This is a genomic window from Catellatospora paridis (assembly GCF_009720365.1).
Taxonomy (GTDB): domain Bacteria; phylum Actinomycetota; class Actinomycetes; order Mycobacteriales; family Micromonosporaceae; genus Catellatospora; species Catellatospora paridis.
In genome coordinates, this window is record NZ_ML769323.1 from 31,541 (window position 1) to 53,196 (window position 21,656).

20 protein-coding genes, 1 pseudogene and 1 riboswitch are annotated in these 21,656 nt (G+C 72.8%); of the genes and pseudogenes, 13 read left to right on the top strand and 8 right to left on the bottom strand.

Annotated features, from left to right (window positions below; translation table 11 throughout):
• The 8 genes and pseudogenes from F9C41_RS40830 to F9C41_RS26245 form a co-directional block, all read left to right on the top strand.
• On the top strand, positions 1 to 1,006 hold a 1,006-nt coding region (locus F9C41_RS40830; protein WP_407924735.1), incomplete at its 5' end, for a bifunctional cobalt-precorrin-7 (C(5))-methyltransferase/cobalt-precorrin-6B (C(15))-methyltransferase.
• Positions 1,003 to 2,919: a precorrin-3B C(17)-methyltransferase gene (gene cobJ, locus F9C41_RS26215; protein WP_155389663.1), complete on the top strand. Its 1,917-nt coding sequence runs from the start codon at positions 1,003 to 1,005 to the stop codon at positions 2,917 to 2,919. The genes F9C41_RS40830 and cobJ, both read left to right, overlap by 4 nt.
• Positions 2,904 to 3,086, top strand: a pseudogene (locus F9C41_RS26220) (4Fe-4S binding protein); the annotation flags it as partial. The gene cobJ and the pseudogene F9C41_RS26220, both read left to right, overlap by 16 nt.
• A 32-nt stretch (positions 3,087 to 3,118) precedes the next feature.
• A complete protein-coding gene (locus F9C41_RS26225; RefSeq protein WP_230690050.1) occupies positions 3,119 to 3,760 on the top strand; it encodes a precorrin-8X methylmutase in 642 nt (213 codons plus the stop codon).
• A gap of 51 nt (positions 3,761 to 3,811) precedes the next feature.
• Positions 3,812 to 4,768 carry a sirohydrochlorin chelatase gene (locus F9C41_RS26230; protein WP_155389518.1) on the top strand — a complete coding sequence of 319 codons (957 nt, stop codon included), beginning with the start codon at positions 3,812 to 3,814 and terminating at the stop codon, positions 4,766 to 4,768.
• A gap of 28 nt (positions 4,769 to 4,796) precedes the next feature.
• Positions 4,797 to 4,992: riboswitch (cobalamin riboswitch) on the top strand.
• Positions 4,993 to 5,022: 30 nt separating this feature from the next.
• Positions 5,023 to 5,262 carry a CbtB-domain containing protein gene (locus F9C41_RS26235; protein WP_155389519.1) on the top strand — a complete coding sequence of 80 codons (240 nt, stop codon included), beginning with the start codon at positions 5,023 to 5,025 and terminating at the stop codon, positions 5,260 to 5,262.
• An 11-nt stretch (positions 5,263 to 5,273) separates the two neighbouring features.
• Complete coding sequence (locus tag F9C41_RS26240) at positions 5,274 to 5,999, top strand: CbtA family protein (protein ID WP_155389520.1); 726 nt, start codon at positions 5,274 to 5,276, stop codon at positions 5,997 to 5,999.
• Complete coding sequence (locus F9C41_RS26245; protein WP_155389521.1) at positions 5,996 to 6,331, top strand: (2Fe-2S) ferredoxin domain-containing protein; 336 nt, start codon at positions 5,996 to 5,998, stop codon at positions 6,329 to 6,331. The genes F9C41_RS26240 and F9C41_RS26245 overlap by 4 nt, the downstream gene beginning before the upstream one ends.
• Positions 6,332 to 6,518: 187 nt before the next feature.
• Here the strand turns inward: F9C41_RS26245 and F9C41_RS26250 are convergent, their stop codons facing one another.
• From F9C41_RS26250 to F9C41_RS26265, 4 genes are all read right to left on the bottom strand, one after another.
• The gene (locus F9C41_RS26250; protein ID WP_155389522.1) at positions 6,519 to 7,052 is read right to left on the bottom strand and encodes a DUF6790 family protein; all 534 of its coding nucleotides are present in this window, start codon (positions 7,050 to 7,052) and stop codon (positions 6,519 to 6,521) included.
• A gap of 78 nt (positions 7,053 to 7,130) precedes the next feature.
• On the bottom strand, positions 7,131 to 8,105 hold the full coding sequence (locus tag F9C41_RS26255) for a TAXI family TRAP transporter solute-binding subunit (protein ID WP_196279956.1): 975 nt from the start codon (positions 8,103 to 8,105) through the stop codon (positions 7,131 to 7,133).
• Positions 8,099 to 8,527, bottom strand: a complete 429-nt coding sequence (locus tag F9C41_RS26260) for a roadblock/LC7 domain-containing protein (protein WP_144125048.1) — start codon at positions 8,525 to 8,527, stop codon at positions 8,099 to 8,101. Before F9C41_RS26260 ends, F9C41_RS26255 begins: the two co-directional genes overlap by 7 nt.
• On the bottom strand, positions 8,524 to 11,031 hold the full coding sequence (locus tag F9C41_RS26265; RefSeq protein WP_196279957.1) for a nitrate- and nitrite sensing domain-containing protein: 2,508 nt from the start codon (positions 11,029 to 11,031) through the stop codon (positions 8,524 to 8,526). The genes F9C41_RS26260 and F9C41_RS26265 overlap by 4 nt, the downstream gene beginning before the upstream one ends.
• A gap of 284 nt (positions 11,032 to 11,315) precedes the next feature.
• Here F9C41_RS26265 and F9C41_RS26270 point away from each other — a divergent pair, with 284 nt between their 5' ends.
• Positions 11,316 to 11,807 carry a COG4315 family predicted lipoprotein gene (locus F9C41_RS26270; protein WP_155389524.1) on the top strand — a complete coding sequence of 164 codons (492 nt, stop codon included), beginning with the start codon at positions 11,316 to 11,318 and terminating at the stop codon, positions 11,805 to 11,807.
• Between the two features lie 125 nt (positions 11,808 to 11,932).
• Positions 11,933 to 13,600 (top strand): PQQ-dependent sugar dehydrogenase, encoded by a 1,668-nt coding sequence (locus tag F9C41_RS26275; protein WP_155389525.1) that lies wholly within the window; start codon positions 11,933 to 11,935, stop codon positions 13,598 to 13,600.
• Positions 13,601 to 13,680: 80 nt separating this feature from the next.
• Here F9C41_RS26275 and F9C41_RS26280 read toward each other — a convergent pair whose 3' ends face one another.
• Both F9C41_RS26280 and F9C41_RS26285 read right to left on the bottom strand, forming a co-directional pair.
• Positions 13,681 to 14,712 (bottom strand): OmpA family protein, encoded by a 1,032-nt coding sequence (locus F9C41_RS26280; RefSeq protein WP_196279958.1) that lies wholly within the window; start codon positions 14,710 to 14,712, stop codon positions 13,681 to 13,683.
• 2 nt (positions 14,713 to 14,714) lie between these two features.
• Positions 14,715 to 15,482 carry a helix-hairpin-helix domain-containing protein gene (locus tag F9C41_RS26285; protein WP_155389527.1) on the bottom strand — a complete coding sequence of 256 codons (768 nt, stop codon included), beginning with the start codon at positions 15,480 to 15,482 and terminating at the stop codon, positions 14,715 to 14,717.
• Between the two features lie 186 nt (positions 15,483 to 15,668).
• Between F9C41_RS26285 and F9C41_RS26290 the strand changes: the two genes are divergently transcribed.
• Positions 15,669 to 16,151 (top strand): MaoC family dehydratase, encoded by a 483-nt coding sequence (locus F9C41_RS26290; RefSeq protein ID WP_155389528.1) that lies wholly within the window; start codon positions 15,669 to 15,671, stop codon positions 16,149 to 16,151.
• A gap of 8 nt (positions 16,152 to 16,159) precedes the next feature.
• Here F9C41_RS26290 and F9C41_RS26295 read toward each other — a convergent pair whose 3' ends face one another.
• Positions 16,160 to 16,363, bottom strand: coding sequence for a hypothetical protein (locus tag F9C41_RS26295; protein ID WP_155389529.1), 204 nt, complete (start codon positions 16,361 to 16,363; stop codon positions 16,160 to 16,162).
• Positions 16,364 to 16,482: 119 nt separating this feature from the next.
• Positions 16,483 to 17,529, bottom strand: coding sequence for a coiled-coil domain-containing protein (locus tag F9C41_RS26300; RefSeq protein WP_155389530.1), 1,047 nt, complete (start codon positions 17,527 to 17,529; stop codon positions 16,483 to 16,485).
• Positions 17,530 to 17,859: 330 nt separating this feature from the next.
• On the opposite strand from F9C41_RS26300, the gene F9C41_RS42065 reads away from it, so the two are divergent.
• On the top strand, positions 17,860 to 20,868 hold the full coding sequence (locus F9C41_RS42065) for a putative bifunctional diguanylate cyclase/phosphodiesterase (RefSeq protein WP_155389531.1): 3,009 nt from the start codon (positions 17,860 to 17,862) through the stop codon (positions 20,866 to 20,868).
• A gap of 10 nt (positions 20,869 to 20,878) precedes the next feature.
• Positions 20,879 to 21,601, top strand: a complete 723-nt coding sequence (locus F9C41_RS26310) for a helical backbone metal receptor (protein ID WP_155389532.1) — start codon at positions 20,879 to 20,881, stop codon at positions 21,599 to 21,601.
• Positions 21,602 to 21,656 lie beyond the last annotated feature (55 nt).

Here is a 21,656-nt window from a genome sequence, read left to right on the forward strand (position 1 = left end):
CCTCGCCACCCCGGCGGGGGCCCAGGCCCCGTGTTGGGGCCCGCCGGGCGCCCCTCCAGGGGCACCGGGCGTCCACAAAAACGGATCATCCGGCCCGACCGACGGCGACCACGGCGACGGGCCGGTTCGCCATGGAGAGCAGGACCGCAGGCCGCCCGGTGGGGGCGCGCCCGGCGGTGGGCTGCGGCGCGCGGTCAACGTCTGCCGGGCGTACCCGAAGGTGGCGGTGTTGACCGCGCCCGGCAGCGGCCCGGCGGAGCTGGGCGCGGCGCTGGCCGGGTGGCCGCGCACGCTGGTGGTCGCGGAGCGGTTGGGCACGCCGCAGGAGCGCCTGGTGACCGTCGAGGCGGCGCAGGCGCACGCGGCCGACTGGGCCGACCCGAACGTGGTGCTGGTGCTGGACCCGGCCCGCCCGGACGTGCGGCCAGGTCCCGGGTGGATCGCCGGCGCAGGCCCCGGGCCTGCCGGGTGGGCGCTGCCGGAGGCCGCCTACGCCCACCGCGACTCGATGATCACCAAGGCGGAGGTACGCGCGTACGTGCTGGCCCGGCTCGGCCCGCGCCTCGGCGACCTGGTCTGGGACGTGGGTGCCGGATCCGGCTCGGTCGCCGTGGAGTGCGCCCGGTTCGGCGCGGCGGTGATCGCCGTCGAACGCGACCCCGCGGCCCTGCCGCTGATCAGCGCGAACGCGGCCGGCCTCGGGGTGTGGCTGGTCGCGGGCGACGCGCCCGGATGCCTGGCCGGGCTGCCCGAGCCGGATGCCGTGTTCGTCGGCGGCGGGGGCCCGCCCGTGCTGGCCGCCTGCGCCGCGCGGCGGCCGTCCCGCCTGGTCACCGCGGTGGCCGGGCTCGAACGCGTCAGCCCGGCGCTGGCCGTGCTCAGCGCGGCCGGGTACCGGACGGAGGGCGTACAGCTGCAGGCCTCGCGCCTGAGCCCGCTGCCCGATGGAAGCCATCGGCTCGCCGCCACCAATCCTGTCTTCGTCGTCTCCGGGGAGCTGCCATGACCATCGGCCTGATCTGGGCCACCGCCGCCGGCCGAGCCGCCGCGCAGCGGCTGGCCGCCGCGTGGCCCGGCGAGTGCACCATCCACGAGGGACGCGTCCGCGACCAGCTCACCCGCGCCTGGTCCGACTCCGAAACCGTCGTCGCCTTCCTCGCGACCGGCGCCACCGTCCGCCTCCTGGCCCCCCTCCTCACCGCCGACGCCGCCGGGCCAGGCGATCCCGGCCCGCAGTTTCACGGAAACTGCAGTTCAGGACACCCTGATTCGTGCACTTTCCCCGAAAGTGCAGCAACTCCCGGCGGGGCGGTCCCCGCGACGGGGCGTGGCTCGGACGTGGCCCGTGGCAAGCACGCGCAGCCCGGCGTGGTGTGTGTCGACGAGGCGGGGCGGTGGGCCGTCGCGCTGCTCGGCGGGCACGCCGGTGGGGCCAACGCGCTGGCGGCGAGGGTGTCGGACGTGCTGGGGGCGTCGCCCGTGGTGACCACGGGCACCGACGCGACCGGGCTGCCGGGGCTGGACACGCTCGGATTCGCCGTCGCGAACCCGGAGGCGGTCGCGCCGGTGTCGCGGGCGCTGCTCGACGGCGAACCGGTGCACTTGCGGTCTGATCAGGTGTGGCCGCTGCCCGCGCTGCCCGCCGACCTCGGCGACCACCCCGATGCCGCCCACCGGGTGCTGATCACCGACCGCGACACGGCCTGGGACACCGGCTCGGCCGATGGCTGTGCGCCACAGGGCCCCGCGGCGGTCGCCGGTGTCGCGGCTGCGGTCCGGTCGGTGCTGGTGCTGCGTCCGCCGTCGCTGGTGCTCGGCATCGGTGCGAGCCGGGGCGTGTCCGCCGGCGAGATCGCCGAGCTGGTCGCGCGGGTGCTGGCCGAGGCGGGGCTGGCGGCGGAGTCGGTGTGCGCGGTGGCGACCGCCGATGTGAAGGCCGACGAGGCCGGGCTGGTCGCGTACGCCGCGTCGCGTGGCCTGCCGCTGGTGACGTTCCCCGCGGCGGAACTCGCGGCAGTGGCGGTGCCGAACCCGTCCGAGGTGGTCCGGGCCGCCGTGGGCACGCCGAGCGTGGCCGAGGCGGCGGCACTGCTGGCCGCGCGGGCCCGGGGACGTGACGCGGCGCTGGTGGCGGGCAAGACCGCGTCGGCGATGGCGACCGTCGCGGTGGCCCGGCTGGTGCCGGCGGGCCGGCTCGTGGTGATCGGCCTCGGGCCGGGTGCGGCGGATCTGCGCACGCCCCGGGCGACGGCACAGCTGCGCGCGTCCTCGATCGTCGTCGGCCTCGACCAGTACGTGGACCAGGTCCGGCACCTGCTGCGCCCCGGCACCCGGATCGTCGACTCCGGACTGGGCGCGGAGGAGGAGCGGGCGCGGTCGGCCGTGGAGCTGGCGCGGCAGGGCCACGCGGTGGCGCTGATCGGCTCCGGCGACGCGGGCGTGTACGCGATGGCCTCCCCGGCGCTGGAGTTCGCCGGGGACGACATCGAGGTGACCGCGGTGCCCGGGGTGACCGCGGCGCTGGCCGCGTCGTCGCTGCTGGGCGCGCCGCTGGGGCACGACCACATGTACCTGTCGCTGTCGGACCTGCACACGCCCTGGGAGGTGATCGAGCGGCGGCTGGAGGCGGCGGCGCAGGCGGATCTCGTGGTGTGCCTGTACAACCCGCGCAGCGCGCGGCGTACCCGGCAGCTGCCGGCGGCGCTGGCGATCCTGGGCGCCCACCGGCCGCCGGGCACGCCGATCGGGCTGGTCCGCGACGCGTCCCGGGCCGGCGAGCGGATCGCGCTGACCACGCTGGAGGCGGTCGACCCGGCCGACGTGGACATGAACACGGTGGTGATCGTGGGCGCCAGCACCACCCGCACGGTCGCCGGGCGCATGGTCACCCCGCGGGGGTACGCGTGGATGGCGCGGTGAGCCCGGTCCGCTTCGACGGCTGCCAGGGCTGCGGCGCATGCCTGCTGACCTGCCCGACGCACGCGATCCGGCCGATCGGCGGGACGGGCCCGGCCCGGCTGTACGCCCGGCCGGACCTGTGCACGGGGTGCGGCGAGTGCGTCGAGGTGTGCCCGGTCGACGCGGTCGTCCTGGTCGAACGGGAGGCGCGATGACGGTGGTGCGCAGATCGGTGCACCCGATCGAGGCGGAGTCCTACCGCATCCTGCGGTCCGCGGTGGACACCTCGGGCCTGCCGCGGCACAGCCGGGACGTGGCCGAGCGCATCGTGCACACCACCGCCGATCCGGACTGGGCCGCCGACCTGGTGCTGGACGAGGCGGCGCTGGCCGCCGGGGCCGCGGCGCTGGCCGCGGGCGCGCCGCTGGTCGTCGACGTGACCATGGTCGGCGCGGGGATCACCCGCTACCCCACGCGCTGCCTGGTCGCCTCGTCACGCGCGGCGGAACTGGCCGCGGCCGAGGGCGTCACCCGGTCGGCGGCGGCGGTGCGGCTGGCCGCGGCCGAACACCCCACGGGAGCGGTGTGGGCCGTCGGCAACGCCCCGACCGCCCTGTACGAGCTGCTGCGGCTGGCCGCGGCCGGGCGGCTCGTCCCGGCGCTGGTGGTCGGCCTGCCGGTGGGCTACGTCGGCGCGGCGGAGTCGAAGGCGGCGCTACGGGCGTCAGGACTGCCGCAACTGTCCAACGTGAGCGCCCGCGGCGGCTCGGCCGTCGCTGCGGCGGCCGTGAACGCCCTGCTCTACGGCGACCCTCTGGCACTTGCGGAACCCTCGCTCGACCTGGAAGCCCAGGAACCCTAGGCGGCCCGGCCGGCTCCGACGCCACTTCGACGACCCCTGGAGGGAAATACCGTGACCACCACCCCGCCCGCGCTGCTCATCGCCGGGCACGGCACGTCCGACACGGACGGTGCCGAGCAGTTCCGCGCGTTCACCGAACGGGTCGGCAAGCGCCTCGCCCCGCGCGGCGTGACCGTCGGCGGCGGCTTCATCGAGCTGTCCCCACCCCCGCTGGGCGAAGCGGTGGCGGAACTCGTCGCGGGCGGGCACCGCCGGCTGGCGGCCGTGCCGCTGATGCTGGTCGCGGCGGGGCACGCCAAGGGCGACATCCCCGCGGCGCTGGCCCGCGAGCAGTTGCGGCACCCCGGCCTGGCGGTGTCGTACGGCCGCCCGCTCGGCGCGCACCCGACCGTGCTGGCGCTGCTGCGGGAGCGGCTGGCCCAGGCGGAGGCCGCTCCGCCGGATTCCGATCAGAGCGTGACGGTGCTGCTGGTCGGCCGCGGCTCCACGGACCCCGACGCGAACGCCGACGTGGCGCGGGCCGCCCGGCTGCTGGCCGAGACGGCCCGAGTGGGCGGCGTGGAGTACGCCTTCGTCTCCCTCGCGTCCCCCGGCGTGCCCGCGGGGCTGGACCGCTGCGCGGCGCTGGGCGCGCGGCGGATCGTGGTGCTGCCGTACTTCCTCTTCACCGGGGTGCTGCCGCGCCGGGTGGCCGAGCAGGCCGCGGCCTGGGCGGCGGGCCGCCCCGACGTGGACGTGCGCTGCGCCGACGTGCTCGGCGACACCGACGCCCTGGCCGACCTGGTGATCGAGCGCTACGGCGAGGCGCTGGCCGGGGACATCCGGATGAACTGCGACTCGTGTGTGTACCGGGTCAGCCTGCCGGGCTTCGAGGACCGGGTCGGCGCCCCGCAGACCCCGCACCACCACCCGGGTGATGCCGGGCACAGCCACGACCACAGCCATGAGCACGGCCACAGCCACGACCACGGCGTACTTCACGCGGATATTCACCATCGTCACCCCTGAGAAGGTTTGACGGCCGGCGAGCGTAGCTGGCATGGTGAGGGCAACAAGTTCACATCAGACGACGGTGCGCAGGAACCCAGTGAGAATCTGGGACGGTCCCGCCACTGTGACCGGGGAGCGCCCCGCACGAGCCACGGCCGCCGCAGCGGCTGGAAGGCGCGGCAAGCGCGACGAAGTTCCATCCACCCGGGAGTCAGGACACTGACCCGTCGTTGTCCAGTTCGGGGCGGTGAACCCCGAGGAGGAGGTCTGTCATGGGTGCGTTGTCGACGCCCGCGGTGCCGTCGCAGGAGACGGCCTCAATCGCGGGGCGGCTGCGGGATCAGGTCATCGCCGGTGTGCTCGTCGCACTGGCACTGTTCATCCTCTACGCGGTGTTCCTGGACCAGGGCGCGCTGCTGTCCCCGGTATACGGGGAACTCTCCCGTAGCGCCAACTACCTGCACGAGCTGTCCCACGACGGGCGGCACCTGTTCGCCGCCAACTGCCACTGAGCGGGGCGGACATGTCCCTGCTCTCGCTGATGGGGCGGGGTGGGCTGGCCGGCGCGTGCGCCGGGGCCCTCTCCGCCGTGGTGTCCCTGGTGCTCGCCGAGCCGGTCATCGACCGGGCGATCGCCCTCGAACACGCCAACGCCGGTGAAGGCCACGGCGCGGAGCTGTTCAGCCGCGACACGCAGCACGTCGGCATGCTGGTCTCGGTGATCCTGGCCGGGATGGCGATCGGGCTGCTGTTCGGCCTGGTGTACGCGGTGCTGCACCGCCGTGATCCCGGGGCCGATCCGTGGGGCCGGGCGCTGCGCCTGGCCGGGGGCGGCTTCCTGGGCGTGGCGCTGCTGCCGTTCCTGCGCTACCCGACGAACCCGCCGGGCGTGGGCAGCGAGGCGACGCAGCAGGCGCGGACCGCGACCTGGCTGGCCGCGATCGCGATCGGGCTGGCCACGGTGTCCGCGGCGGGCCTGCTGGCGGGCCGTCTCGCCGAGCGCGGGGCGGCGCTGCCACTGCGCCAGCTGGCCCCGGTCGGGGTGGTGCTGATCGGGCTCGCCCTGCTGTTCACGCTGCCGTCGTCGGGCGACGAGATCAGCACGCCGGCCGATCTGCTGTGGTCGTTCCGGTTGCTGTCGCTGCTGGCCTCGGTGGTGCTGTGGGCCGGGATCGGGGTCGGATTCGGACTGGCCGGGCTGCGGGCCGGTGCGGTCGCGGACACCGCCGCCGTGCGGGCGGCCGCGTGAAGGCGAGGGTGACGGTGTGCCGCGACTGCTGTTGCGGCACCGCCAAACACCCGGACACCGATCATGAAGGCCAGCTGCGGCAGCTGGAGAAGGCGGGGGTACGGGTGCGCATCGCGCAGTGCCTGGACGTCTGCGAGCACTCCAACGTGATGGTGGTGCACCCGCGCCCGACCGGTCGCCGCGAGGGCGGCCGCCCGGTGTGGCTCGGCGGCGTCCTCGACGAGTCGACGGTGGAGTACGTCGCCGCCTGGGCCGCGGCGGGCGGTCCGGGCGCCGCCGACCTCCCGGTCGCCCTGATCCCTTACGTCATCGAAGCCCCCGGCCAGACCTGACGGGGGCATGCTCCACGCTCCACGCCGCACGTTGATCGTCCGACTTGCCAGGCACCTGTGCGTATCTTGAGCCCGCATTCGCCCATGTGCCTGGCAAGTCGAGTGACCTTGGTGCGCGCCGCGCCCGGATGGGCGCGTCGGGCAGATGGGCGCGGCGTCGGGGCGGGTGGGCGCGTGGGCCTGGCGGTCAGGGGCGGGTGGGCAGGGCGGTGGAGGCCTGTTCGAAGGACTGGGCGGGGGCGCCGCGGCGGTACATGACCAGCAGGATGATGGCGAACAGGGGCATCAGGATGTCCGACGGCAGCGCCCAGACGTTGGCCGGCGCGTGGTTGTCGTGGAACACCCACTGGTTGAAGTGGCCCCAGGCGTCGCCCCAGAACGAGATGGCCAGCGCGGTCACCGCGGCGGTCAGCCAGGTGCCGCGCAGCCGCCGCCAGGCGCAGCCGATCGCCAGCACGGCCACCGCGATGTCGCCCCAGCCGACCTCCCACTGGAACATCGACTGGGTGTAGCCGATCTGCTCGGCGGTCTGGTCGGACGTCGGGCCGATGTGGCTGAACCCGCCGAGCAGGCCCCAGATGCCCGCCCCGACCACCATGATCCACAGCAGGGCCAGCTCGACGACGCGGTGCTTGGTACGCCGACCCGGGTGCTTGTCCACGGCGACGTGGATCAGCCAGCCGACGACGACGGTGAACCAGATGGCAGCGAAGAACGGCATCACACACCTCCGGACGGCTCCGACGCTACGCCGGGGCCGTCCGGAAGAGGTCTTGTCCTACGATTTCACCGCGCCCGGTCAGGACACTCCGTAGAATCGCCGCGCGCCGGGGTGCAGCTCCAACGGCGACACCAGCGGCGCGATGTCGCGGCTGAAGTTGCCGCCCTCGGGGTGCACTGCGGCCAGTTCTTCCTGGTGGTCGAAGAGCAGCTGGGTGAGCCGGTACGCGACCTCGTCGGGCATGTCCACCGACACCACGACGAGGTTGGGCACCGCGATGGTGTCCACGTCGGCGGTCAGGCCGTACATGCCTTTCGGGATGGTGCCGGGGGCGTAGATGTCGGGGTGCGCCTTGCTGACGGCTTGGCCCAGCTCGTCGAGCGGGACCAGCATGAACACCCCCGGGGACTGGTCGAACAGCCCCTGGATGCCGGTGGTCGGCAGGCCGGCCGAATAGAACATCGCGTCCAGGTCGCCGGTGCGCATCGAGGACGTCATCTGCGACAGCGACGCCGACACCTGGGTGATGTCGCGCTTGAGGTCCAGGCCGGCGACGGTCAGCAGCCGGACGGCCACCTCCTCGCTGCCGGAGTTCTGCGGGCCGGTGCCGACCCGCTTGCCCTTCAGGTCCTTGATGGACTTGATGCCCGAATTGCGACGCACCGCCAGGTGGGTCTGGCCGTTGAAGACCCGGGCCAGCGCCCGGAACTGCACCGGCTTGCCCTCGAACAGGCCCTTGCCGGCGGCGGCGTCCGCGGCCACGTCGGCGAACGTGAACGCGATCTGCACGTCGTCGATGGCCAGCCGCTGCAGGTTCTCGCCCGCGCCGTTGGTCGGCGGGGCGAGCGCCTCGTAGCCGGGCAGGTGACGGTTGATCAGATCGGCGTAACCGCCGCCCACCTGGTTGAACACTCCGTTGGTGGGGCCGGTGCCGATGGTCAGGGTGCCGCCGTGCCAGGCGGGTGCCGCCGCTTCGGCCTCCGCTGTGCAGGCGGCGAGCGCCGGGGCGAGCAGCACGCAGAGCAGCAGGGCCAGCCGGCGGCGCCTCACCACTGGCCGTCCACCCGCGCCTCCGGTTCCAGCGCGTACGCCACGCGGTGCGCCAGCAGCGCCGTCTCGTAGCCGATCTGGCCGAGGTCGCAGCCGGGCGCGGCCACCACGGCGAGGAACGCCCGGTCGCGGACCGCCATGATCAGGAGTACGCCCTCGTCCATGTCCACCACCGTCTGGCGCACCTGGCCGCTGCTCAGGCAGCGCGCCGCGCCGATGGTGAGGCTGGCCATCCCGCTCGTGATGGCAGAGAGCTGGTCGGACAGATCCTGACGCAGCCCGTCCGAGTGGGCGATCGTCAGGCCGTCCACAGAGACGGCCAGCACGTAGGTGACGTCGGCGATCCGTTGGGCGAAGGAGGTCAGCAGCCAGTCGAGGCCGCCGATCTCGTCGGCGCCGGCGAGCTGCGCGGGGTTCTGAGTCATCGAGTGCTTTCCTTCGTTGCTGGCGGGGCTGACAGGCGCTGCTCACGAGCCAGTTCGCGGTGAGCGGCCGCGATACCGCCGGCCAGACCGGACAGCCGGGCCCGGACCGCTTCGGGGTCCAGCAGTCCGGAGCTGTCGGTCCGGGAGGAGGTCGTGGCCGCGCGGCCGGGCGACGCGAGGTCGCCGGGGCGTCGCTGGGGCAGGCCGGAGGGCAGGAGCGGCGGACGGTCGGGGGGTGCCTGCCGGACCGCAGGGATCGCCTGGGTCGGCGCGTCGGCGGCCGCCGCGAAGGTGGCGGCGGGCACGGGCGTGGACGGGACGGGGGAGAGGACGGCGGGTGGTGGGTCGGTGGGGGTAGGGCCGGACGGTGGTGCGGGAACGGGGGGTCGTGCGGTCATGGCCGATGCGCCGGCGACCGGGCGGGCGCCAGGCCGTCGGGTGCGCAGCGTCTCGCCGTCGGGCAGGTCTCCATTGCCGGACGTGACGGTCAGCCTGCTCACCGCGCTGTGCGGCGGGGCGAGCAGCGCCGTCGGCAGCAGCACCAGCGCCACGGTACCTCCGCCGGGGCTGCTGCGCAGCTGCACCGTTATCCCGCGGCGGGCGGCGATCCGGGCGACCACCAGCAGGCCCATGGTGCGGGCCAGCTCACTGGTCAGCATGGACGGCCGGATCAGCCGCTCGTTGATCTCCTGCAGCTGTCCGGGCGGCATGCCGATGCCGGCGTCGAAGATGTTGATGGTGAGACCGTCCACCCCGCGCCTGGTGGTGACCAGCACGCGGCTGTTCGGCGGGGAGAAGTCGGTGGCGTTCTCCAGCAGCTCGGCCAGCAGGTGCACGACGTCGCCCACGGCGTGCGCGACGACGCACAGGTCCGCGATGGAGTTGGTCTCCACCCGGGGGTACTGGTCGATCTCCGCGGCGGCCGCGTGCACGACGTCGACCAGCAGCTCGGCGTTGACGAAGCGGCGGCCCGGCTCACCGCCGGCGAGCACCAGCAGGTTCTCCTCGTTGCGCCGCATGCGGGCGGCGAGGTGGTCCAGGGCGAACAGCTTGGCCAGCGACTGCGGGTCGGTCTCGCCGCGCTCGAACTCGTCGATCAGGTGCAGCTGGCGCTGCACCAGCGTCTGGCCACGGCGGGACAGGTTCACGAACATCTGAGAGATGTCGTGGCGCAGCATGGCCTGGTCCGCGGCCAGGCGCAGCGCCTGCTGGTGCAGGTTGGCCAGCGCCGCGCCGACCTCGCCGATCTCGTCGTTGGGCCCGGCCAGCGCCTTCTCCGCCTGCTCGTTGGAGGCGCGCACCAGGCGGCGCACGGTCTCGACCCCTGGCGCGGAGGAGACCTCGGCGATCGCGGTGGGCAGCTCGCCGCTGGCGATGTCCATCGCGGACCGGCTCAGCCGGCGCAGGCCGCGGCTGGTGCGCACGGACAGCAGCACCGCGATGCCGAGGGAGACGACGATGACCAGGACGGATGCGCCACCGCTGGTCAGCGCGTCACGTTCGGCGGCAGCGTGCTGCCGGGTGGCCTCGGCCTCCAGCGAGCCGATGACCTCCAACTCGAACAGGTACAGCCGGCGCAGCGCGTTGGACTTGGCGATGAACCAGGCGTCCGGGTCGACGCGCAGGCCGGCCGGGGTGCTGTCGGCGGTGAGCGCTCCTTCGAGCAGGGTGCGGGCCCGGTCCACGTCGGCGCCGCGGACGACCTCGCGGTAGCGCGCGGTCAGCTGGGGACCGGACACCCGCTCGAACTGCGCCACCCGTTCGGCCTCGGCGCCGTGCAGCTCGCCGAGCTCGGCCAGCTCGCCGTGCTCGAAGCGGCCCCGGGCGAAGACGGTGCGCAGCAGCCCGCGCTGCTCCGCGGCGTGGTGCTCGACCGCGTTCAGCGCGGCCACCGTCTCGGTCAGCGCGTTGAGCCGGGCATCGGTGGGGGCGGCGGCCAGCGCCTCGCCGACGGCGAACATGGCATGGGTCAGCGGGTCGTAGACGGTCTCCGGGGAGGTCTTGGCGGCAGGCTGGCCCTCCGGCGGGAACTGCGCCGACTCCCGCATCCGGGGCAGTTCGGCGAGCGCGGCGTCGGCGTCGTCGACCAGCCCGCGGATCTCCGGCGCGGCCTGCACCGCGACGGGCACCGTGGCCCGGTAGCGGGCCAGCGCCTCATCGGTGCGCCGCCGCTGCGCGGTGAGCAGCAGCTCGCCCGCCTTGCCACCGCGCTGCAGCAGCGCCTCGGTCTCCGACAGCTCCTGTTCGAGCTGGTGGTTCAGCTTGACGGTGGCGGTCAGCGCCTGTGCCACCGCACCGGACGACTCAGCCTCGCGTGCCTCGTCCATGGCGGACGACGTCTGCACGCCGCCCAGCACGCCGACGCCGATCGTGGCCACGGCGATGGGCAGCAGCAGGCGGAAGCCGATGGAGCGACGGCGGCGGCGTCGTGCCGTGACCATCGGAACATCGGCTTCCTGGACGTACTGGGGTGCCCACGGCGGTGCGCCGCCGGTGACTGCCATCGGCTGTGCCTCTCGACTGATCGGTGGGACTCCCATGAGAGTTACGGGCAACAACCTTCACCACAACCCCCGAAACGTCCACCGGATGGACACATAGGTGTCACATAACGACACGTTCAGCCCTCGACAGCGTTGTCGGCCGTGGTTGCAGCCTCAACTTAGTTATATCCGAATTGGATTCATATCCTCCGGATGGGCGTGTTCTGGCGCGTTTCACCTGTGGAATGTCCCGCGATCACTACGCTTTGTGCCAACTTGTCGGATCCGCCAACGGGGTGGCACCAATGTTCGTACGCCGATTCGCTCTGCTCGCCGCCGTGATCACCGCAGGGGCCCTCGGGGCCTGCGCCGAGAGCACCACCCCGCCCGCCGGGGCGGACGTGGGGGCCGCGGGTGTGTCCGCCGCCCCGGCGGCCGCCTCGCCGTCACCCGTCCGGGCCGCGGTGCGGATCGCCAATGTGGGCGGTCGCAAGGCGCTGGTCGACCAGCAGGGCCGCACGCTCTACGTCTTCCTCAAGGATGCCAAGGGCAAGAGCGCCTGCCTGGACAAGTGCGCGGTGACCTGGCCGCCGATGGTCGGGGACGCGGTCAACGGGGACGGGGTGGACGGCTTCCTGCTGTCCACGCACACCCGGCCCGACGGGACCGTGCAGACCACCTACCGCAACCTGCCGCTCTACCGGTTCCAGAACGACAAGCCGGGCGACGCCCACGGGCAGGGCATGGACGGCACCTGGTTCATGCTCGACGAGAACGGCGAGATGTACCAGTGGTGACCGCCGACCCGACCCTGTGAGATCGCTGCCAACCTGCGCGACGCCGGGCGTGTAACACGCGCCGCCCGGCGCCGTGCCGGTAACCTTGCCCGAATTCGCCGACTTGTCTGCGATGTGGGGAAGATATGAAGAACAGACGCTTTCTGGTCACCGCGACCGTGGTGGCCGTCGTGCTGGCCGGCATCGGCTACCTCTCCTTCCGGCAGGCCTACAGCAGCGGAGCGCCGCAGCCGCCGCCCCGGCCGGTGCGCACACTCGGCACGCCGCTGCCCGGCGCGCCCGCCGTCACCGAACCGCGGGCCGACGGGCACCTGGTCAGCGGTGCCGACGTGCACATGGAGAGCGCCCCGATGCCGACCCGCAAGGACGGCAAGAAGGTCAAGCACGTCTGCACCGAGTGGGAGATCTGGTCGGTCGAGCCCGCCGAGCGGGTCTGGCACTCGCCCTGCGTCGACGGCCCGCAGCTGGTCCACGCCCACCTCGGCGACGGCGAGTTCGAGAACTCCTTCGCGGCCCGCCGCGACCTGGCCGCCGACCGCGAGTACGACCTGCGGCTGCGCTACCGCGACGACAGCAAGGTAAAGGCGAAGCAGTGGAGCCCCTGGGGCTACCGCGCGTTCCGCACCCTCCCGCAGCGTGCCCCGCTCGCCGGGGCCGGCACCTGGCACGTCCGCCAGGACGGTTACCGGGTCGAGGAGGTGGCCGGCGGCTTCCAGCTGCCCGTGCACCTGGCCATGGCGCCGGGGCACACCGGCGACCCGGCGCAGCCGATGTTCTACGTGACCGAGCTGTACGGCCAGATCAAGGTGGTCAAGGGTGACCTGAGCACCCGCGTCTACGCGAAGAACCTGCTGAACTTCAACCCGCGGGGCACCTTCCCGGGCACCGGCGAGAAGGGCGTCACCGGCATCGTCGTCGACCCGAACAACGGCGACGTGCTCGCCTCGGTGCTCTACGAGCGCGGCGGCGTGCACTACCCCAAGGTGGTGCGCTTCTCCAGCAAGGACGGCGGGCTGACCGCGTCGAAGCAGACGACCCTGCTGGACATGCCCGCCGAGGCCCAGTCGGCCGCGCACCAGATCTCCCAGCTCACCATCGGCCCGGACGGCAAGCTCTACGTGCACATGGGCGACGCCATGCTGGCGTACACGGCCAAGGACCTGAACTCGTTCCGCGGGAAGATCCTGCGGGTGAACCTGGACGGCAGCGCGCCGGCCGACAACCCGTTCTACGACGCCGCGGACGGCATCACCGCCCGCGACTACGTCTACGCCTCGGGCTTTCGCAACCCGTTCGGCGGGGCGTGGCGCACCGACGGCAGCTACTACCAGGTCGAGAACGGCACCGCGATCGACCGGCTGTCGCGGGTGGACAAGGGCGTCGACTACGGCTGGGACGGCACCCGCGACAGCATGCTCAAGCCGAAGCTGCACATCTGGTCGCCGTCGACCGCGCCCACCTCGATCGCCTTCGTCGACCCGGACGTGCACCACGGCTCAGGCTTCCCGAAGAGCAAGCACGGGCACATGTTCGTGGCGGAGAGCGGCCCGACGTTCGCCAGCGGCCCGCAGGACAACGGCAAGCGGATCGTCGAGTTCACCTTCGACGGCGGCAAGGTCGGCAAGCCGAAGACGCTGCTGGAGTACAACGGCACCGGCAAGGCCACCGTGGTCGGCCTCGCCGCGGGCCCCGACGGCCTCTACTTCACCGCCCTCTACCCCGACGCCGACACCGCCGCCCCCGACGACCCGAACGCCAAGATCTACCGAGTCCGCTACACCGGCGCCGAGTAGAAAGCAAAGGAAGGGCACCTTCACAACGCTTTGCGTTGTAGAAGGTGCCCTTCCTGACGTGCGTTCACGAAACGTGCAGCTCAGGGCAGGACGACGAACTCCACGCGGCGGTTGACGGCCTGGTTGGCCTCGCTGGTGTTCGGGCGGGCGGGACGGCTCTCGCCGTAACCCTCGGCGCTCAGCCGGTCGGTGGCGACACCCTGCTTCACCAGGAAGTCCAGCACCGTCTTGGACCGGGCCCGGCTCAGCGCCAGGTTGTCCGCGGTCGAGCCGTTGCTGTCCGTGTGGCCCTCGATCCGCACCTTGACCTGCGGGTTGGCGGTGAGGATGCGGGCCGCCTGGGCGAGCGCGGCCCGACCCGCCGCGGTCAGCGTCGTGCTGTTGTCCAGGAAGGTCACCGCCGGCAGCTTGACCAGCTCCTGCTGGACCTTCGCCACCTCGATGCGGTCGACCACGGTCGCGCCGGCCTCGGTCGCGGCGGCCGCCACGGCGTCCTTGGCGGCCTGCGAGGCGACGGTGCCCGCCAGCGACAGGATGCCGCCGCGCAGCTCCACCGACACGTCCTTGGCGCCCTGGCCGTACGCGGAGACCGCGTTGGCGACGGCGTCCAGCCCGGCGTCGGTGACGCTCGGGTCGACCTTGAGCTGGTCGTCCACCGGGCCGGTGCCGGCCAGGAAGGTGGCCGCCTCGACGAGCCGCTTGCGGGCGTCCTCGCCGGGCACCGTGCCGGTGAGCGTGGCACGCCCGCCGGACAGGGTGACCACGACCGTCGGCGGGGTGGCCGCGGCGGTCGCCGACGGCGACGGAGCCGGTGCGGCGACCTCAGGCACATCGGCGACGGCGACGCGTACGCCCTCCAGCCCGCGCACGATCTCCAGCGCCCGGTCGGCCTCGGCGGTCGAAGCGGCCTTCAGTGTGCCGTCCCGCCCGATGAAGTCGACCTGCACCGAGGACAGCCCCGCGGCCTGCAGCGCCTGCTCGGAACGGGTCGTGAGATCGTCCTGGATGTTCTCCCGGAAGGGCAGGTGCTGCGCGGTGACGATGCCGGCCAGGCCGAGCACCGCGACCGCCACCCCGACCACCGGGTGGAACCTGCGAGCGTTGTCCGCCATGCTCATTCCCGTCCCGTGTCGCGGCCGGCGACGAGGCGGCGCTGCAGGTCGGCCAGCCCCTCCTCGTCCCCGTCGACGAGCAGCTGGGCCTGGCGCGACCAGCTGAGCAGCGCGGGCGCGAAGTTGAGCCCGCCCGCCTCGATGGCGTTGCGCAGGGCGTCGTTGTCGGCTGCGGCGACCGCGGCGTACGTGCCCATCCCGGCGGCCGTCAGCGCGGCCTCCATCTTGGGTCCGATGCCCTCGATGCGCTGCAGGTTGTCGCCCGCGGCGACCAGCATGTTCTCGATCGGGGTGAGCGTCGACGCCTCGACCTTGAACGCCTTGTCCTGGGCGGCCTCGACCGCGGCCTCCACCGCGTCGTCGGGCTCGTCGGCGACGGCGACCGGCTCGGTCACCGCGGCGACCGGCTTGGTCTCGGCGACCGGCTTGGTCTCGGTGACCGGCTCGGGCTTGGCGATCGGGGCGACCAGCGACACCGGCCGCTGCTGCACCTCGATCTCGTCGTCGGCGGGTGCGGCGGGGGCGGGCACGGCCTTCTTGGACGGCTTCTTGGCAGCCTTCGGCTGCTCGGCCTTGGGCTCGTCGGCCACGGTGACCGCGGCGACCGGCGCGGCTTGCGCCACGACCGGGGCGGACGGCGCGGCGGCCGCGGCCGGCTGCTCCGCCGGGGTGGACTTGCCGCGCCTGCTGAACAGCAGCCAGCCCACCAGCAGGCCGAGCAGGAACGCTGTCAGGATCATGAGGAGCGACTGGCCGATGAACCAGGCCACGAAGACCTCCAAAGTGAACGCGCGAGGGAAACGCGCTGTCGGAAGGATTGCTGCTCGTCTCGCTGACGCGAGCCGACGAGCTCGAGGCAGCTTCGCACACCCGGTGGAGATCCGACTCAGCGCATCGGCCGGTTGTGGCACCTGCACCGGTCACAAAAGGCGGGATGTCCGCATAGGATCGCGGCTGTGCCGCAGACCGTGACGCATGTGCGCGACCTCGCCGACGTCGTCGGCAGCTTCCTGGGCCACAGCGCGTGGCATGAGATCACGCAGCGCCAGGTGGACCTGTTCGCCGAGGCGACCTGGGACGACCAGTGGATCCACACCGACCCCGAGCGCGCCGCGAGCGGGCCCTACGGCGGCACCATCGCGCACGGCTTCCTCACCATGTCGCTGACGCCGACCCTGCTGGCCGAGATCTGGCGGGTCGAGGGCGTGGACATGACCGTCAACCAGGGCCTGGACAACCTGCGGCTGCGCGCCCCGGTGCCGGTGGGCGCGCTGGTGCGGATGGGCGCGGACCTGCTCTCCACGCGCACCCGCCCGAAGGGCTTCGCCGAGGTCGTGGTGCGGCTGACCTTCGAGCTGGAGCACGACGGACGGCGGCAGCGCGCGGCCACCGCCGACCTGACCATCCTGCTCCGCGAGGCGGCGACCGTCCCGCGCTGATCAGCGGTTCAGGAGGGGTCGCCCTGCCAGCGGGCGTCCTCGTCCTCCCACTCCTCGTTGCGCTCCTTGACCTTGGCCAGCGCCTGCTCGGCGTCGGCGGGGGAGGGGTACGGGCCGAGGAGGTACTTCGACGGGCATCTGTCGTCGCCGTGCTCGACCCTGTTGTGCCTGATGCACCAGAAGTACTGCGGCGGATCTCCGACGTTCGTCATGCCATCACTGTGCCCGTTCACCGGCCCGCTACGCCACCGATCCGCGACAAGCCGTCGGGGGTATACGACAGGGGCGCCCCCCGTGGGAGAGCGCCCCTGCGGTGCTGTCGTGCCCTGGGTCAGAGGATGGACACGTGCACGTGGTTGGTGTGGTCGCCGGCCGGGTTGTCGCCGCAGCTGGAGCCCGCGGAACTGTAGTTCTTCCACCCGCCGTTGATCCAGATCTTGCAGTACCAGATCACGTACATGACGCCTAGGCGGCTGGCGTTCTTGATGAAGAACGAGGCCAGGTTGTTGCCGTAGGTGCGGTCGCCGCCGCTGGCGGAGGAGTTGGTGAACCCGCCGGTGGCCGAGGCGAAGTCGCAGGCTCGACCCTTGGGGTGCTCGCCGCCGCCGCTGGAGCGGTGACACGAGACGTAGCGCGCGAAGCCGTTGGCCTTGGCCTGGTTCATCGCCCACAGGGTGCGCGGGGTGATGCAGCCGCTGGTGGTCGGGTCCTTGATCGAGCAGCCCTCGCTGGGCCAGGACCCGTTGGCGTTGCGCGGGGCGGGCTTGGCCAGCGGGGAGTTCGGGTTGATGTAGCCGCTCGAACTGCGCCCGTCGACGGCGCGCAGGGCCTGGTCGGCCGCCTTCTTGCGCTTCTCGATCTCTTTGAGCGCGTCCTGCTGCAGCTTCAGCTGGATGTCGATCGCGGCCTTCTTCGCGGTGACCTCCTGCTTTCGGGTCCGGAAGTCGTTCATCCGGGCCTCGTCGCGCTGGGTCATCCGGTCCATGGCGCTGGCCTTGGACAGCAGCGAGCCCGGGTTGGTGCCGTTGATCATCAGGCTGACCACGCCGAGCTTGCCGGTCTTGTAGGCCTCCGCCGCGTACTGGCCGACGAACACGCGCAGCCGCTCCAGCTCCGACTCGGCTTTGATCAGCTCGGCGGCAAGCGCCTTCTGCGAGGCCTTGGCGGTTTCCAGCGCCGCCTCCGCCTCCAGGTAGCCCTTGGCCGCCACCTCAAGGTTCTCGCGCAACTGTGCGAGCGTCTTGGAGCTGCCCTCGTTGGGCTCCGCGAACGCGGGCGCCGCCGGTGCCAGCCCGCTCACGACCAGGAACACGGCAGCGAGCAGCAGCGCGAGGTGGGCGGCGCGTCGTCGTCGGGTCCGGGGGACGGTGGGGGTCACGGAGGTGCTTCCTTCCGTCGTTCGCCGCGCGGACGGATCGGCGCGTCGGCGGCGCTGCTGGGGGAGCAGCGGGCCGGGCGGCCGTGCCGTCGTCGGGGATGCGCGACGGTGGCTTCGGCAGATCTTTATGTGAGACAGCCTCGGTGCCGTAGGGGCAGGCGGTCAGAGTACCCGGTATCCACGGGAGCGCTCAAAACGATCGACGAACGTGCACCGCTTTGCCCGAATCGTTGGTTTTCGCGTTGCCCCGTCAGGGAACCGGACCCGTAATAGTGTTATCCGGAGGGGATTGTGTCGTCTCGCGCCGTTTCAGTGCTCTTCACGGCCTGGATGGTGCTGCTTGGCGTGCTCTATTACGTCATCAGGCCGTGGCAGGTGGGATTGTGGGCCGCGCTCGGGCTGAGCGGCGCGGCCGCGATCGTCTACGGCGTGCGCCGCAACCGGCCGCGCCGGCCCCGTCCCTGGTACCTGCTGGCCGGGGCGCTCCTGCTGTTCGTGCTCGGGGACCTCTGCTCCGCCGTGCTCAACAGCGACTACCTGGCGCCCTACGACGTCCCGTTCCTGGTCGACATGGTCTACCTGGCCATGTTCGTCGTCATGAGCATGGGCCTGATGGGTCTGGCCCGCTCCGGCTGGGTGATGCGTGACCGGGCCGGCGTACTCGACGCGGTCACGCTGATCCTGGGCCTGGGCCTGCTGGCCTGGATGTTCATCATCGAGCCGCGCTTCCGTACGCCCGGATTGACGGCGCTGGACCAGATCGCCGCGGTCGCCTATCCCCTGGCCGACCTGCTGCTGCTGGCGATGGTGGTGCGGATCGTGCTGGTCGCGCGCTGGAGCGCACCGGTGGCGCTGCTGGCCGTGGGCGGCGTCGGCATGTTCGTCAGCGACAACCTGCACCTGTTCGCACGGATGGACGGGTTCTGGCACATCGGCGGGTCGCTCGACATCGGCTGGATGCTGCTCTACTGGGGCTGGGGGCTGGCCGCGCTGCTGCCCTCGATGGTCTGGCTGACCGAGCCGCGACCCGCCCCGTCCGCGGAGCTCAGCGGCAGCCGGGTGGTGGTGCTGGGGCTGTCGTCGTTCATCCCGCCGATGGTGCTGCTCTTCCAGGCGCTGCGCGGGCCGGTGCGCAACGCCGAGGGCATCGCGCTGCTGTGCATCGCCATGTTCGTGCTGGTGCTGATCCGGCTGCTGGACGCCATGCGCATCCACCGGCAGGCGCTGGCCCGCGAGCGCATGCTGCGCGAGGCGGGCGTCGGCCTGGTCGCCGCCACCGACATAGCCCAGGTCAGCGACGTCGTACGCGACACAGCGACCGGGCTTATGCCCAGCCACGCCGAGCACCGGGTGATCCTGGCGCTCGAGGAGCCGGAGCGGGCCGGGGCCGAGCGGGAGCAGTCCGGCGGGCCCCGGCCGGCGGTGCTGTGCCGCACCGGCGAACTGCCCCCGGAGCACGCCGACCAGCTGACCGGGTTCGACACCGTGCTGAGCTGCCCGCTCGCGCCGGCGGACGGCACCTCGGGCGGGCACAGCATCGGCACGCTGCTGGTCGCGGCCGAGGAGGACGTGCTGCAGACGTTGCGCGGCGCGATGGAGGTGCTCGCCCTGCAGGCGGCCCTGGCGCTGTCCCGGATCATGCTGAACGACGAGGTCAACCGCCGCGACAGCGAGGCCTACTTCCGCGCGCTGGTGCACAACACGGCCGACGTGATCATGATCGTGGCGGGCGAGGACGAGATCCGCTACTGCAGCCCGTCCGCGGCGGCGATGTTCGGCCGCGAGGCGCTGGAGGGCAACCACCTGCTCGACCTCGTCGTGCCGGAGGAGCGCGAGCGCAGCGCGGGCTACCTGCTGCGGGCGCGCCAGGAGCGGCGCGGCGAGACCACCGACTGGACCGTGTGGGGCTTCGGGGACCGGCGGCTGCAGGTGGAGGTCTCCAGCCGCGACCTGCGGGAGGACCCGGCGGTCGGCGGCCTGGTGATCACACTGCGCGACGTGACGCAGCGCCGCCGGCTGGAGCGGGAGCTGACCCACCGGGCCTTCCACGACTCGCTGACCGGGCTGGCCAACCGTGCCCTGTTCATCGACCGGGTGACCCTCGCCGTGGACCGGGCCCGCCGCAACGGCACCATCGCCGGGGTGCTCTTCATCGACCTCGACGACTTCAAGGACGTCAACGACACGATGGGCCACCCGGTCGGCGACGAGCTGCTGACCTCGGTCGCCGAGCGGCTCAAGGGCGTGCTGCGCCCGCACGACACCGCCGCCCGGCTGGGCGGCGACGAGTTCGCGGCGCTGATCGAGGACTCCGCCGGCACCGGTGCGATCGAGGCGGTCGCCGAGCGGGTGGTGCGGGTGCTGTCGGCGCCCGTGCCCGTGGGCGACCAGCGGGTGCCCGCCGGGGCCAGCGTCGGGGTCGCCACCACCCGGCACGCCCACGACGGCGACGAGCTGCTGCGCCACGCCGACCTGGCGCTGTACTCGGCCAAGGGGGAGGGCAAGGGGCAGTGGCGGCGCTACCAGCCGGCGCTGCACGAGGCCCTGGTCGAGCGGCTCCAGCTGAAGGCCGACCTGGACCGGGCCGTCGCCGAGGAGGAGTTCAGCCTGCGCTTCCAGCCGGTCGTCGGGCTGACCGGCGGCGGCACGGTGGGCTTCGAGGCGCTGGTGCGCTGGGAGCACCCCAGCCGCGGCACGCTGGCGCCCGGCGAGTTCATCGGCCTGGCCGAGGAGTCCGGCCTGATCGTCCCGATCGGCACCCAGGTGGTGCGCCAGGCGCTGGCCACGGCGGCCCAGTGGCCGACCCGGGCCGGGCTGAGCCCGTACATCAGCATCAACATCTCCGCCCGCCAGTTCCGCACCCCCGGCGTGGTCGCCGACCTGCTGCGCGAGCTGGACGAGGCGGGCCTGCCCGCGCACCGGATGATGCTCGAGATCGTCGAGACGCTGCTGCTGCACGAGGACGAGGAGGTCTGGGCCGACCTGGCCGAGCTGCGCGAGGCGGGGGTACGCGTCGCGATCGACGACTTCGGCACCGGCTACTCGTCGCTGAGCTACCTGCGGCAGATGTCGCTGGACGTGGTGAAACTGGACAAGTCCTTCGTCGGCGAGATCGCCCTCTCCGCCCAGCAGCGGGCGCTGGTGGAGGGCATCGTGCGGCTGGCCAACACGCTCGGGCTGGAGGTCATCGCGGAGGGCATCGAGACGCAGGAGCAGCGCGACATCCTCGCCGACATCGGCTGCCCCTACGGACAGGGCTACCTGTTCAGCAAGCCGCTGCCCGGCACGGAGACCTTCGGCTGGCTGGTCGACGACATCGACGACCCGACGGCGCACTAGGGTCGCTCGGATGCGGATCGTCTCCCTGGTGCCGTCGCTGACCGAGGCCGTCGCGGCGACGCTGCCCGAGGCGCTGGTGGGCGTCACCGACTGGTGCACCCACCCGGTCGGGCTGGCCGCGACACGCGTGGGCGGCAGCAAGTATCCGGACCTCGACCGGGTGCTGGCGCTGCGGCCGGACGTCGTCCTGGTCAACGTCGAGGAGAACCGGGAGTCCGACGCCGAGGCGCTGCGGGCCGCGGGCGTCGAGCTGTACGTCACCTACCCGCGCACCGTCGACGAGGCCCTCGACGAGCTGGGCCGGATGCTGACCGCGCTGGGCGCGCCCGCCGAGCCCGCCTGGCTGGCCGCGGCCCGTACCGCGTGGGCTGACCTGCCGGCCACGACGTCTTCGCGGCGCGCGATCGTCCCCGTGTGGCGGCGGCCCTGGATCGTGCTCGGCGGTGGCACCTTCGCCGGCGACGTGCTGCGCCGCCTGGGCGTGACCAACGTGTACGGCGACGACCCCGAGCGCTACCCCCGCCCGGCCGTCGACGAGCTGCTGGCGCGAGACGTCGACCTCGTCGTGCTCCCCGACGAGCCCTACCCCTTCGCCCGCGACGACGGCCCCGAAGCCTTCCCCGGCCGAACCTGCGCCCTCGTCTCCGGCCGCCACCTCACCTGGTACGGACCCTCCCTCGCCGAGGCCCCGACGCTGCTGTCGGCCCAACTCGCCCAGGCACACCACGCCTGATCGCCTGCAGTTTCGGGGAAACTGCGCGAATGGGCCCGCACATACCGGCACTTTC

What these genes read in the sequence shown, in the direction of transcription:
- cobJ (WP_155389663.1), top strand. Translation starts at nt 1,003, where the DNA reads ATGACCATCGGCCTGATCTGGGCCACCGCCGCCGGCCGAGCCGCCGCG.
- F9C41_RS26235 (WP_155389519.1), top strand. Translation starts at nt 5,023, where the DNA reads ATGGGTGCGTTGTCGACGCCCGCGGTGCCGTCGCAGGAGACGGCCTCA.
- F9C41_RS26240 (WP_155389520.1), top strand. Translation starts at nt 5,274, where the DNA reads ATGTCCCTGCTCTCGCTGATGGGGCGGGGTGGGCTGGCCGGCGCGTGC.
- F9C41_RS26250 (WP_155389522.1), bottom strand. Translation starts at nt 7,052, where the DNA reads ATGCCGTTCTTCGCTGCCATCTGGTTCACCGTCGTCGTCGGCTGGCTG.
- F9C41_RS26260 (WP_144125048.1), bottom strand. Translation starts at nt 8,527, where the DNA reads ATGACTCAGAACCCCGCGCAGCTCGCCGGCGCCGACGAGATCGGCGGC.
- F9C41_RS26265 (WP_196279957.1), bottom strand. Translation starts at nt 11,031, where the DNA reads ATGGCAGTCACCGGCGGCGCACCGCCGTGGGCACCCCAGTACGTCCAG.
- F9C41_RS26270 (WP_155389524.1), top strand. Translation starts at nt 11,316, where the DNA reads ATGTTCGTACGCCGATTCGCTCTGCTCGCCGCCGTGATCACCGCAGGG.
- F9C41_RS26275 (WP_155389525.1), top strand. Translation starts at nt 11,933, where the DNA reads ATGAAGAACAGACGCTTTCTGGTCACCGCGACCGTGGTGGCCGTCGTG.
- F9C41_RS26280 (WP_196279958.1), bottom strand. Translation starts at nt 14,712, where the DNA reads ATGGCGGACAACGCTCGCAGGTTCCACCCGGTGGTCGGGGTGGCGGTC.
- F9C41_RS26295 (WP_155389529.1), bottom strand. Translation starts at nt 16,363, where the DNA reads ATGACGAACGTCGGAGATCCGCCGCAGTACTTCTGGTGCATCAGGCAC.
- F9C41_RS42065 (WP_155389531.1), top strand. Translation starts at nt 17,860, where the DNA reads ATGGTGCTGCTTGGCGTGCTCTATTACGTCATCAGGCCGTGGCAGGTG.
- F9C41_RS26310 (WP_155389532.1), top strand. Translation starts at nt 20,879, where the DNA reads ATGCGGATCGTCTCCCTGGTGCCGTCGCTGACCGAGGCCGTCGCGGCG.